The sequence below is a fragment of the Vibrio sp. 1CM24A genome (assembly GCF_023161725.1).
Taxonomy (GTDB): Bacteria; Pseudomonadota; Gammaproteobacteria; order Enterobacterales; family Vibrionaceae; genus Vibrio; species Vibrio coralliirubri.
The window spans coordinates 1-12,643 of record NZ_JALNTS010000019.1; the positions used below are offsets into that span (position 1 = coordinate 1).

Annotated in this window: 9 protein-coding genes; 7 read left to right on the forward strand and 2 right to left on the reverse strand. The window is 42.6% G+C overall.

Annotated features, from left to right (window positions below):
- Nucleotides 1–135 precede the first annotated feature (135 nt).
- Complete coding sequence (locus MSG38_RS23790; protein ID WP_029222090.1) at nt 136–510, reverse strand: nuclear transport factor 2 family protein; 375 nt, start codon at nt 508–510, stop codon at nt 136–138.
- A 141-nt stretch (nt 511–651) separates the two neighbouring features.
- Here MSG38_RS23790 and MSG38_RS23795 point away from each other — a divergent pair, with 141 nt between their 5' ends.
- From MSG38_RS23795 to MSG38_RS23815, 5 genes are all read left to right on the forward strand, one after another.
- The gene (locus tag MSG38_RS23795) at nt 652–1,518 is read left to right on the forward strand and encodes a LysR family transcriptional regulator (protein ID WP_248402783.1); all 867 of its coding nucleotides are present in this window, start codon (nt 652–654) and stop codon (nt 1,516–1,518) included.
- Nucleotides 1,519–1,733: 215 nt separating this feature from the next.
- On the forward strand, nt 1,734–3,104 hold the full coding sequence (locus MSG38_RS23800) for a polysaccharide lyase family 7 protein (protein WP_248402784.1): 1,371 nt from the start codon (nt 1,734–1,736) through the stop codon (nt 3,102–3,104).
- Nucleotides 3,105–3,335: 231 nt separating this feature from the next.
- On the forward strand, nt 3,336–4,583 hold the full coding sequence (locus MSG38_RS23805) for a paraquat-inducible protein A (RefSeq protein ID WP_141710059.1): 1,248 nt from the start codon (nt 3,336–3,338) through the stop codon (nt 4,581–4,583).
- 24 nt (nt 4,584–4,607) lie between these two features.
- Nucleotides 4,608–6,233, forward strand: coding sequence for an intermembrane transport protein PqiB (gene pqiB, locus MSG38_RS23810; RefSeq protein ID WP_048609441.1), 1,626 nt, complete (start codon nt 4,608–4,610; stop codon nt 6,231–6,233).
- Complete coding sequence (locus MSG38_RS23815; RefSeq protein WP_048609442.1) at nt 6,233–6,736, forward strand: ABC-type transport auxiliary lipoprotein family protein; 504 nt, start codon at nt 6,233–6,235, stop codon at nt 6,734–6,736. The genes pqiB and MSG38_RS23815 overlap by 1 nt, the downstream gene beginning before the upstream one ends.
- A 182-nt stretch (nt 6,737–6,918) precedes the next feature.
- On the opposite strand, the gene MSG38_RS23820 is transcribed toward MSG38_RS23815, so the two are convergent.
- Nucleotides 6,919–7,542, reverse strand: coding sequence for an HD domain-containing phosphohydrolase (locus tag MSG38_RS23820; protein ID WP_048609443.1), 624 nt, complete (start codon nt 7,540–7,542; stop codon nt 6,919–6,921).
- A 273-nt stretch (nt 7,543–7,815) separates the two neighbouring features.
- Here MSG38_RS23820 and MSG38_RS23825 point away from each other — a divergent pair, with 273 nt between their 5' ends.
- A complete protein-coding gene (locus MSG38_RS23825; protein WP_248402785.1) occupies nt 7,816–10,158 on the forward strand; it encodes a hypothetical protein in 2,343 nt (780 codons plus the stop codon).
- Between the two features lie 9 nt (nt 10,159–10,167).
- A complete protein-coding gene (locus tag MSG38_RS23830; RefSeq protein WP_248402786.1) occupies nt 10,168–12,486 on the forward strand; it encodes a hypothetical protein in 2,319 nt (772 codons plus the stop codon).
- Nucleotides 12,487–12,643: the final 157 nt, after the last annotated feature.

Sequence of the window (12,643 nt, forward strand, 5' to 3'; positions counted from 1 at the left end):
TACATTTTAGCTCACGGCTATATTTGGACATAAAAAGACCCCCAATAATTGGTGTCCAACTATTGGGGGTCAGTTCAATTGCTGGCTTTTTGTTTTCTGTTTCTATTTTTGAGCTTCTAGCTGTTAATTACAGCTCTAGCGTTCGCCTTGAACTTCGAAGTCATCGCTGACTAAGCGAGCACAGCCATCGGCTTCAAGTGCCCAGTGTTCACGATGTACAACGCCAAACGCTTTGTTCATTGTCCAGCTAGCGGTAAGAATGTAACCGCCTTCAGGGTGCTCTTCCCATTTAACATCGGTGTAATCAACGTCTTTGAAGCCTTGGTCGATGATGTTTTGCCAAAATGCTTGAATCGCTTCACGACCTTCAAAAGTACCAAATGGACGCGCTTCCATTACACAGCTTTCAGTATATTGATCGGCACAACCTTTCGCATCTTGGCTGTTGAAAGCTTTTTGCCACGCGTTAATGCCTTGCTTACATGCTTCTAAAATTTGGTTGTCTAACATTGTCTTTCTCCATAACAGTCTTGTTTCGAGCACTGTCTTTTTGATTTGGTATCTCGATAAGTTGAATTGAGTTTAGTCTTGGAAATTGATTTGAAAAACAGAGATAATAGAAAATACTGTTTATAAAAAGAGAACAATAAGATGAGTAAGCTAAAGCAGATGTCGATTTTCGCTCATATCGTAGAGCAGGGTTCAGTCTCGGCTGCGGCTGAAAAGCTAGAGTTGTCTAAATCTGTCGTCAGTCAACATCTCAAAATTCTAGAACAAGAGTTAGGCGCCTCTCTCCTCAAACGCACAACACGAAGACAAACTCTGACAAGCATGGGTGAGCGCTTTTATTTGAGTTGCAAAGACATCAATGTGATCGCTGAATCGGCTTGGGATATGGCAAAGGCCGAGCTAGAAGAGCCACAAGGCCGGATTCGTATCACAGCTCCAAATGCGTTGATGGATTTATTGGTAGCGCCTGTTATTGCTGATCTGATGAAGCAATATCCGAAGCTAAAGCCAGAACTGATAAGCGACGATCAACATCTAGACTTCATGGAACACGATATTGATTTTGCGGTACGAGTGGGCAGTTCTCGTGACAGTAACCTCAAACAGAAACGCTTGGGTGAATTTAAAGATGTGTTGTGTGGCGTTGAAAGCATGCGTGAACGCGAGCTTGATTCTATCCCTTATATCGCTAACTCATGGCAGGGGAAGCAGATCTCTCATTACTTTACCTCTCACACTGAAGCAGACTTCGTTTACCAACAACAAGCAAGCTGCACCACCAACTCTTTCCACAGCTGCCTTGCCTTGATCAAATCTGGTGTCGGTATCGGTGTTATTCCAGATTTCTACCTCTCTCAGTTATCCAATGAAGTGGTCGACATAATGCCAAACTTCCAACTACCGACCAACACGGTTTATGCGCTAAACCCATTTGCTTCAAATACGCCTATCGCCATCAAGCTGTGTATCCAAGCGTTGGAAGAAAAGCTCAAGTGTAATTTGGTTTAAAGCTTTTCGTTATATTGCCGTCTTATTAGATGATGTGTTTGGTATAAGAATGGTTTATGTAACATAGTTATCTATTTGTAATATAATAATTCATGATCGTGATGTTTGTTCAACTTGTCGTACAAATATTGTCCTATAGTGGTTCTCGTTACTTCGGTAACACCCAACAAAATATGGAATAAATAATATACGTGAAACATATCATGGAGACTTGTATGACCTTTAAACCTCTAACTCACCAATTTAAACCTTACAAACAATTGTCGTGCGCGGTTCTTTTAGCGATGGCTACTTATGGCGTATCGGCTGAAACACTGAACATTCAATCCGCATCAGACTGGGGCGGAGCGCACAGCTCTTACCCAGCATCGAATACGATTGATGGCAGTACTGATTGGTCATCACGTTGGGCTGCTCAGAATGCACCCGTTAATTTAGTGCTCGACCTGGGATCAGTACAAAATGTTCAAGACGTCGCGATAGCTTGGGGTAAAGGTGAAGAGCAAACTTATAAGTTCGAGATCAGAGCGCTAGCTGATGAAAGTTCAAGTAGCTGGGACAAGGTTTACTATGGATATAGTAGTGGCAGCACATCTGGATTTGAAACCTACGATGTGACGGATGTTCAAGCTCGTTGGATTCGTATCAAAGTCTTTGAAAACAGCGCGGAAAGTGTTTGGACGAATATTACTGAAGTCGAAATCAGTGGCAACGATAGCCCTGACTACGGACTCGATCCAAACCTACCGCCATCAGGCAACTTCGACTTACTGGATTGGTATGTGAGCATTCCCGTTGATGAAGGTGATGGCTACGCGACTTCTATCAAAGAGAACACGCTTGATGCGGGTTATGAAGACCAATTCTTCTATACCGGTAGTGATGGTGGCTTGGTGTTCTACACACCTGTCGAAGGTGTGACAACATCTAGCGGAACAAAATATGTTCGTACCGAATTAAGAGAAATGCTTCGTCGCGGTGATACCTCTTACTCCACCTCGGGTAAAGACAATAACTGGGCGTTTTCGTCTATTCCATCGAGTGACCAGTCTGACTTTGGTGGTATCGACGGGACGTTAAATGCGACGTTAGCTATCAATCATGTGACGACAACTACTTCGAACACTGAACAAGTGGGTCGAATCGTGATTGGCCAGATCCACGCTGAGAAAAACGAACCTATTCGTCTGTACTACCATAAACTGCCAGGTAACGACAAAGGCGCAATCTACTTCGCTCATGAAACCTCGAAATCGAACGGTGGCGATGAAACTTGGCATAACCTTTTAGGTAACATGGTAACTTCTGACGGTGACTTAAACAGCACTAGCAACCCAAGTGGCGGAATTGCACTCGATGAAACCTTCTCGTATTCCATTGTTGTTGAAGGTGACAAGTTGATTACTACCATTAGTCAAAATGGCTCAGAATTGGCGGCAAAAGAAGTGGATATGAGTAACAGCGGTTATGACGATGCAGATAACTACATGTACTTCAAAGCAGGTATCTATTTGCAAGATAACTCAAGTGACGACAGCGATTATGCGCAAGTGACTTTCTATCAGTTAAACAACAATCACAACTGATCACGCTGTAAATAGTGCGTGACTACGGCAACGAGTTAAATCGTTGCCGTTTGTATTCGTTCAATGATTAAAAGGAGGTGGCCAATTGGTCATCTCTTCTTTTATCTTTCTACCTCTCATTTCTACCATACTGTATTTGTTTAATTGTGTGCATATTGGCAAAAAATCCAACCCTTACTTATAGTTAGTCTTAGTGTCTAGTTGCTTATCAACCGCTAAGAGGATCCGTTATTGTCTGATCTTTGTACCAAGTCATGCATCGAATGTGGGTTAGTCAGTCAGTTCCGAGAATTACCTTCGGGCAGTGAGGCGTCGTGCCCTCGTTGTCATCATACTTTGTGCAGCATCGGCGCGAGTAAGGGGCAAGGAGTGATGGCCTACGCAGTGGCCAGTTTGATCACACTCGTGATGAGTCTTACTTTTCCCTACATGTCATTTAGCGTCCAAGGTATCAGTCAACAAATAACCCTTTATCAAGCCGTGGATATGATGAATAGGTTAGATAATTCACTGATTGCCGCACTCTTATTTCTTGCCGTTATTTTCCTGCCTGCTTATTTTCTGATTAGCGCGATCTGGTTCTATTCGTTGACTGAAAAAAGGCGCACCCACTCGCCGAACCTAAGCCGTTTAGCGATCTTCATTTTAAAGACCTTGAGCTGGGTTAAACCGTGGCTCATGGTGGATGTATTTTTGATTGGTGTGTTGGTTAGTTTGATCAAAATAGCAGCACTAGCCGATGTCTCTATGGGTATATCATTTTGGGCATTTGGTATCTACGCTATGCTGGTGGTCAAAACCATTTCGTTGGTTGATTTTGATTGGATCTGGGACCGATTGATCCCACCTAAGCCGTTGCATGAATCGGTAACGGGTAGCCTTTTCCAAAAGCATGAGCATTTGGTTTGTCATGTTTGTGGGCAGGTTCACTTGTATGATGACCAACTTAGTCAATGCTCTCGTTGTCATGTTCACCTACACCGATTTAATCCAACCAAAAACCTTCAGATAGCGTGGGCTCTATTACTCACATCCATTATTTTTTATATCCCGGCAAACCTATACCCAATGATGTATACGTCTGCATTCGGGACGAGTGAAGGTTCAACCATCATCGAAGGTGTCATCATTCTGTGGAATATGGGGTCATACCCAGTCGCTTTGATCATCTTGCTTGCCAGTGTGTTTATACCGATGGCAAAAATGATTGCACTCGCATACTTGTATTGGAATGCAAAAAGGGTTCAGGGTTTACCTGTTGATGAAGCGACTCGATTTCTCAAAATATACCGTGTTACTGAGTTTATTGGTCGGTGGTCAATGATAGATATTTTTGTGGTTGCCATTCTGGTTGCCTTGGTTCAATTAGACGGGTTGATGGCTATTTACCCTGGGCCTGCTGCTTTGTCTTTTGCTGCCGTCGTCATTTTCACTATGTTGTCGGCAATGATTTTTGATTCTCGAATTATATGGAAATAATCTCTCGGTAGAGGTGTGGGGTATATGGAAAAACAAAGCGCGTCAGATGCGAAAGTATCAAAAAAAAATGAATTGTCTCCGGTTTGGATTGTGCCCATTATCGCGGTTTTGGTCGGCTGTTGGATGTTGTTTCAGTACTTCAACAATCGCGGACCAGAGATCACTTTGATCTTGCCTGATGCTTCAGGTATCGAAGCTGGAAAGACAGCAATTAAGTCTAAAAATGTACATGTGGGCACTATTACGGATGTCGCGCTGAGTGAAAATTACGAATACATCATAGCCAAAGCTCAGATAGACAAGAAAGCCTCACGCATGATCAATAAAGAAACCCAGTTTTGGGTGGTTGAGCCCCATGTCGGCACCGATGGCATTAGTGGGCTTGAGACCATTTTGTCGGGGTCGTACATTGAGTTGAAGCCGGGTAAATCGAGTGAGTCTCAATTGAAGTTCGATGTATTAGACACACCACCCGTCGCGGGACCAGATACCAAAGGAATTCGTGTGGTGGTTTCACATAATAAGGCCAATCAACTGCGTGTAGGAGAACCTGTCTTGCATCATGGCTTCGTGGTGGGTCGGGTTGAGAAAACAAGCTTTGACTATGAAAAGAAAGAGGGTAAATACCAACTGTTTATCTTTGCACCTTATGATGGCCTGATTTTCGAAAAAACGCAGTTTTGGCTATCTTCTGGAATCGATGTGAAGTTTGGTGCGAATGGTTTAGACGTTAACTTTGCATCAATAGAAAGCATCCTGACTGGGGGTGTGAGCTTTGATGTAGCCGAGAGTATTAAGCCTGGATTGCAGATAAAAGAGAACCTTCAAGAGTACACACTGTACGACAATTACGACGCGGTTTTACAAGGTAAGTACACGACATCGATCGAGTATGTGTTGCTATTTGAAGAATCGGTTCGAGGTTTAAGGAAAGGAGCTCCAGTGGAGTATCGTGGTGTCAGGATTGGCACTGTAGATACGGTGCCGTTACAAATTCGCATGGATAAAGATGGCAAAGTCTCGAACCGTATTCCTATCTTAATCAAGCTGGAAATAGAACGAGTTTCTGAAGTCTTTAGAGCCGTGAATGCCGAAGCCTTTGCTGAACGCGTCAAGCTGCAAATGGGCGAAGGGTTAAGAGCGACCTTGAAAACGGGTAACTTGCTTACAGGAGCGCTGTTTGTCGACATTAATTTTTATGAAGATGAGGAGACTTACGAACCCAGAGAGTTTGATGGTTACCCTGTGTTCCCAGTTGTCGCGGGTGGTCTAACCGAAATTCAAAATCAGATCACCGATTTCCTAACCAAGATTAACGAGCTACCGTTAGACGCGACTATTGCCAATTTAAACGGATCGCTTGCATCATTAGATATTACCTTGAAGAGTGTCGATCAACTGATGGGTAGTGAGGGCGCAAAAGCGTTACCACAAGATCTGAGTGACACCATGAAGCAACTTGAGGCGACATTAGAAAGTTACGATGATGACTCCGACGCTTACAAGCAATTGATCAGTGCATCTGAAGAGTTAGAACATGTGTTAAAAGAGCTTCGCCCACTGATTAAAGTGCTGAACGACAAACCGAATGCGTTGGTGTTCGGTAGCGAAGTAGAAGAAGACCCGATTCCAGTTAAGGGAGTGGAATAATGAGAAAGCTATTTATATCACTGGTTGTGTCAGTCGGGCTCTTGGGGTGCGCTGCGCCTACTGATGGTACTAACGCCTACCTCTTGCCTGAAAGTACATTGGATAAGCCCATCTTTAAGGTCAAAACTAGTGTTGATTTGCCGGATTACCTCGACACGATAGGAATAGCTTATCGCAAGTCTGAAAATGAATTGGTGTCTGCGCGTAAACACGTTTGGGCTGAGAACCTTGAAGGGTTGCTTGAAGAGCGGGTCAATACCTCTGATACATCAGGAGAGCCCGAAAGAGAGTTGACGATAACCTTTGAGCAGTTCAATGGTTCTTATACCGGAAACGCAGAAGTGAAAGGAACTTGGGTATTGAGCGATCAAGATACAGTACTTGCGCGTGCCGACTTCGAATCCAAAGTACCCTTGAAAGAAGCAGGTTATGAAGCACTTGTTGAAGCCCTAGGTGAAGGGTTAGATGAGGTGTTATCTGAGATACAGACGCAATTGCCTTAGGTGTTTCGGTAACCAATTAAGTCAGAAGCTGACAGAGGCTAGCACGTGATTAAGTCAATTGGTTGACGAGATTGATCCTAAGCTTAAGTATATCCCTGAAGAGTCCGTGTTCTCGAACACGGACTTTTTGCTTCTGTTGTTGGTTAGTGCCCCTCATTTACATCTCCGTTTACTCCGTTCGATTAAGCCATTTCTTCAATTGATGTGCTGGCAATAAAGGCGATAAATTTGTCGACCAGAAGTGGGTTGAATTGTCCCTTTAATCTCTCATCAAACAGAATACGAAGTGCTTTTTGTGCGGGCATACCTGTGCGGTAAGCTCTGGTTGATGTCATGGCGTCCCATGTATCTACAAGCGCAAGAACCTGTCCAATCAATGGAATCTCAGATCCTTTTAGTCGTAACGGGTATCCATTTCCATCCCATCGTTCATGATGTAAAGCACCTAAAATCGAAGCGAATTCTAACTCGGGAGCTTGCTTACTCATCGAGTAAGATTCTTCAACATGCTTATTCATAACTTGGCGCTCAACAGGTGTTAATTTGCCATTTTTATGAAGTACCGCATCCGGTGTGCCCAGTTTTCCTAAATCGTGAACAAGAGCAGAATCGAAAATCAATTCCAACTGTTCACGACCAAACTTTAGGTACTGCCCAAATGAATATGACAGTAAACAAACTCGCAATGTGTGCTCATAGGTTTCCATAGAATGATGGCGCATAGGCTGTAATAACCTGAGTGCATCCAGTGAATGTTTGTGCTGCAGAGCCAATTTGTACACGCGGTCGATTTTGGTTTGGTTCATAACGTTTGCCGTATCAATGTAAATGAGTCGGGCAGTATGGAGACGATGAATGGAGGAGTTAACTTAATGTGATTGAATGTTTATTAAACAGTCTTTATCAAATTTCATACCGATATTTAGAAAAATTTAGAAGTTTGAAAGGTAATGGATTCTGAATTAATAGCCTTAAATTTCAATGGGTTAATTTTTAATAATGAATCATAGCAATTTAATGGAGTAGAAGTGAGGCAAGGTTCACAATACCTCCTAACTTCATTAATAAGAGTGCTTTTAATGTATCTATTCAGCAATGATTTGTTGAAACGGAATTCGACACTAAATGTGTTTACTTCAGTCAGTTTAGCGGTATTGCTAGCAGGCTGTGGTGGTGAATCTAACTCCGACGGAGAGCAAGGTGTTACTGCATCTCTAACAGAATCAGCCTCGATTAGTGCGCAAGATATTCAAGATAACTCGCTGGTAGAACAAAGCTTCACTATTGATCTGACTGAGCATGTTCATACATCGAATAACCAAGATTTTGTCGTAACTAATGCTCGCTCTCTATCTGGTGATTCTTGCCAAGTTCAAGGTATTAGTGAAGGTAGTTTCAATGTCTATTCGTCTGACGTTAACGACTGTTTGTTCGAATATGAAGTAACGACTTCAGCTCACACTTCAATGGCAACCTCTTACGCTCGTGTTGCTATGGGACAGAATTACTCGTCTACCACTCTTCCACGTATTACAGCATCAACCATCGAATCACAGGTGGTGGTTGTAGATCTAGATAGTGAGTTAGGCTCATCGTTACCGAGTGATGACTTTGTCCTGCAGGACAGTGTTATCAGCCTAGGTTCAGGTACAGCTCGCGTCTCTGGTGAACATCAGATTGAGTTTACGCCAACGGAAAAAGGTCAAACCGAGGTGTATTACAGCTACCAAAACGGTGAGTCGATTCAACAAGGCTCGCTGTCAATTGCGACTTCAGAAGATACCTATAATACAGCGCCTGATGTAACAGATTTTGCTCACGATGCTCTCGCGCAAGTGGGTGAGAGTGTAGTCGTGGATGTGAAAGACCATATATCAGACCTAGACCTAGATGAATTGCAACTCGTTGGCGTACAGGACTTCAACTCGACAACATCACTTTACGATCCTGCCGATGTCACCAACACAAAGTTTGAGTTTTCGTCTACCCAACCAGGACCGCACGATGTGGCATACACAGTAAGCGATCACATGGGTGGCTATACGACTGGTGTGGCGCGTATAGAAGTCGAACCAGATTTCTCTTTGATCCAAGATTGGGAAGATATTGTCACTCATGATCCTGTGATCAGCTCAGGCATCCGCATTTTCGCACCAATGACCAAAGTGTACGCCGATTACGTCAATGCGCCTTACACAAGCACGTATATAGAAAATGGCACACAAGGCTTAAAAGACGCTGAAGTCGTCACTCAAACACTTAGCCAAGCTCGGCAGTACTGCAAAGTTCGAGGTGGTCGTTTGCCTCTACAGCGAGAGCTTGAAACGCTCATTACTAACGAAACCAGTGCATTCACCAACCACAATTGGCCAACAAGTAAGAAGTATTGGACTTCGGAAAATGTCAGCGAAACAAACGCTGTCACTATTCATTTGAATGATGGGACTATCGGGAATCAGTTAAAGACCGTTGGTATGTATACGACGTGTGTAGATTTGAGCAATCCAAGTGTTAAGGACTTTACTGTTCGTGCAAATTACATCGATGGCACGGGTAATCAGTATAATTACAAAGTTCAAATCTCCGATCCTGATGGGGTGGCGGCACCATATGCAGATATAGTTTTTATGTCGCAAAATAATATGGGCGTTTTTGATAATGACCAGTCGATTAAAAATGCTATTGCAGATTCTATAGGCGAGGTTAACGAGACGTTTTTTGATACATCTTTCAGTAATTCAATACTTGCGGTAGCAATAAGTTCAGTTAGTGAACTATATCCATTTGTGCCGAAGCTTGAGAATTCAGAAATCGATGTTACGGAACCAAGTTTATGGAATAGCCGACAGTATCAAATTGGGAATGCTCAAATTCCTGAATTGAGTGTAGCAAGTGATAGTGGTTTACCAGTTATTGCGAACAAAGATAACCATTTAAATCATGTATATCGTCATGGTTTTCAAGGGGAGAGCTTTATTGCGATGTATCGTATTCAGGCATTGGGTTCAATTACAGCAGGAGCAGCCTCATTTACGATACAACAAATAGGCAATAACCCAAACAGCTGGAATTCAGAAGAAATTCCCCAATCCGATGGAATCCCACAAGATGAAAGCACTTTTGGGTTCGACACACATTACTATTTCAATGGTTATTACTTGATTGAGCGAGGTATTCGAAGCAGTTCGGCGTTCGTAAGCACTAACGTGAGAGCTACTGATAACTATGTCTGGTTTGATAAAAGGGGAGACTTAGTTGAGATATATCGAGCGAGTGTTCCAGAAAGGCCAGAAACTCCCGTAGGAACATTTAATGTCGATGATACCGTTGATTTCACTCAACCATATTGGATTACTTTTGGTGGTTACAACCAAGCTAGTGCCAATTCAAATGTCGTTTCTCTTTATTTTGCAGCCTATTAGGTAGTCACAATGAATCTAAAACTAATTTTACTAACATCACTTATTGGACTTATTTCTGGCTGTAACGGTGGAAATAGCGAAAGCAATGCATCAGAGAATATCAATTTAGTTGAGCCAAAGTCGGTGAGAATAGAGGCGTCACAGACTAAGTCTAAGGCGCTGGTTGGAGAAGATAGCTCAATTGAGGTTTCTGCTGTAAATGATGCAAGTGTGGCAATGGAGATTGTTTCTGTCCGATTAATTTCAGGCGAAGCTTGTCAAGTGACATCAATGAATGGAATGTTGTTTACCACTAGTTCCGCTCTAATAGGTGAGTGCCAATATGAGTACACTGTAGAGCCCCTAGATAGTGCTAGTTATGAGGGGCAAGACTCTTCGATTGTTCGCGTATCAGTTTCAAATACCGCGAGTGATAACACATTACCGAATTTATCAGAAACGACCGATGTTGAATTACCAGTGATTATTAACCTGTCTTCAGAGTTAGAAGGTGATTTAGATACGTCGGCATATATGGTTTCGGAAGAGGTGACTTTATTAGGGGCGGGTTCAGTAGAAGTCAACTCGTTAAATAATACGGTCACTTATACACCGACAGATATTGGCGTGACACGAATTATGTATTCAATGAGTGATGGAGCTTCAACTAAGCTTGGAAATATTGACGTAGCGGTTTCTGATACTGGAAATACGCCCCCGGTCGCAACTGACTATATTCGAGAAGGCAAACTTGCCAAAGATATGTCGGTTGAAATCGATTTAACTGACTATGTATCGGACGTTGAAGACAGCGTGATCTTAGATTCTGTACGCGCTTATAACGCAGAAACGGAAATCACCTCAACAACAGGGCATACTTTTACGTTTCAATCACCACAAGCGGGACCACATGAAGTTGCTTATACGGTAACAGACGGACGTGGTGGGTATGCTGTTGGACAGGTTTATATTGAAGTCGAACCTGACTTCAGCCTCGTACAAGATTGGGAAGATATTACGATCTACGATTCAACGATAGGTACCGATATTACTTTTACGGCGCCTGCAAGCAAGGTTTTAGCGGACTACACGAATACAGCCTATACAACTTATCAAGAGCAAGATGGGATTTCAGGCCCTAAGTACTCAGAAGTTGTCACAATGAATCTCAAACAAGCACAAAATTATTGTTCGTCGAGAAATGGGCGTTTACCTATTAGGCGTGAGTGGGAGTTACTTTTAGCCGAGCAAGGAAACTTATTCGAGTCTCAAAACTGGCCAGCAGGGACTCTCTTTTGGAGTGCGGACATGGCCTCTGAAATATCAGGTACTAGCTTTGGGGCTACTGATGGAAGTACGTCTGAACTTTTGAAGGGTGAAGATGTAGGTTTCGCGACTTGTGTTATGTTCGACAACGAAGCCGTTCAAGATTTTATGACAACTTTAGAATATAGCTTTATCAATGGTGTTAAGTTTAATCTAGATGGTGTTGTTACAGATCCAGATGGGAACCTAGCACCTTTTCAAAACGTTAAATTAGTCTCTGAACGAAATAAGGGTGTATTTTCAAACTACCAATCGGAATTGGAAGTAGTGACTGATGCTGCCGGTGAGTTAAATGACTTTTACACTGATACTTCATTCAATAATACCGTACTTTCAGGTCATTCTAGTGCTTCGAAAGTAGATTCGGTTGTATTTAAGTCGGAAGCAGCAAGCTCCCAGTTGGACTTAGCTGATAGCAACAAATGGAAGAGAATCGCAGCAGAACAAGAAGCTCTAAAGCCTTTAACTGATTTTGGTATACCGATATTAGAAGGTCGCGATGGGGGGGCAAACTTACGTACGATTAATGTCTATCAAGAGGATTACTCAGGTGAGAATTTTGTCGTCTACATGAAAGTGGAAGATGCAGGTGGTCTAGCACCACAAAATGGCCGCTTTTCCTTCGCAGTGCAACAAGAGTCCTCCGAGCCTTCAGAGACTTGGGGTAATACAAATTGGCCTTCGTCACCCAAAACGAGTAAATCTTTCGAGGTCGTTAATGATTACTGGTATCAAAACGCAAAAGTGGTTTCTGGCTGGGAACTGTATGACCAAACGAATATGGATCTTTCAACACCAGAGCGTCACTTATGGATCCAAGTGAACGATGGTATGTTAGAGATATATAATGCACCGACATCAGATAAGCCTGAAACTCCAATTTACAAAGGTGATATGAATTGGTCGGATATCAACCCTAATCAGACATACTGGATACAAATAGGTAGTAGACTTGACTCTGGACATAATGTTGCCGTTGGTATAGATACTTATGTAACCGACGCATATTTTACTAATTATTAAATTTAACTAAAAAAACCTCAATTAGATTGAAATTTATAGCAAGCCGAATAGTTGTTTTTAGATTAAAAAGCCACCGTTTATTGAAGTGACCCCATAAAGTTGGACATTTCTGTTAAGCGGCTTTCAAGGCCTGAGTTCGATATTCTATCGGAGTCAG

Coding starts and splice junctions, on each gene's coding strand:
- MSG38_RS23790 (WP_029222090.1), bottom strand. CDS start 510: ATGTTAGACAACCAAATTTTAGAAGCATGTAAGCAAGGCATTAACGCG.
- MSG38_RS23795 (WP_248402783.1), top strand. CDS start 652: ATGAGTAAGCTAAAGCAGATGTCGATTTTCGCTCATATCGTAGAGCAG.
- MSG38_RS23800 (WP_248402784.1), top strand. CDS start 1,734: ATGACCTTTAAACCTCTAACTCACCAATTTAAACCTTACAAACAATTG.
- pqiB (WP_048609441.1), top strand. CDS start 4,608: ATGGAAAAACAAAGCGCGTCAGATGCGAAAGTATCAAAAAAAAATGAA.
- MSG38_RS23815 (WP_048609442.1), top strand. CDS start 6,233: ATGAGAAAGCTATTTATATCACTGGTTGTGTCAGTCGGGCTCTTGGGG.
- MSG38_RS23820 (WP_048609443.1), bottom strand. CDS start 7,542: ATGAACCAAACCAAAATCGACCGCGTGTACAAATTGGCTCTGCAGCAC.
- MSG38_RS23825 (WP_248402785.1), top strand. CDS start 7,816: ATGTATCTATTCAGCAATGATTTGTTGAAACGGAATTCGACACTAAAT.
- MSG38_RS23830 (WP_248402786.1), top strand. CDS start 10,168: ATGAATCTAAAACTAATTTTACTAACATCACTTATTGGACTTATTTCT.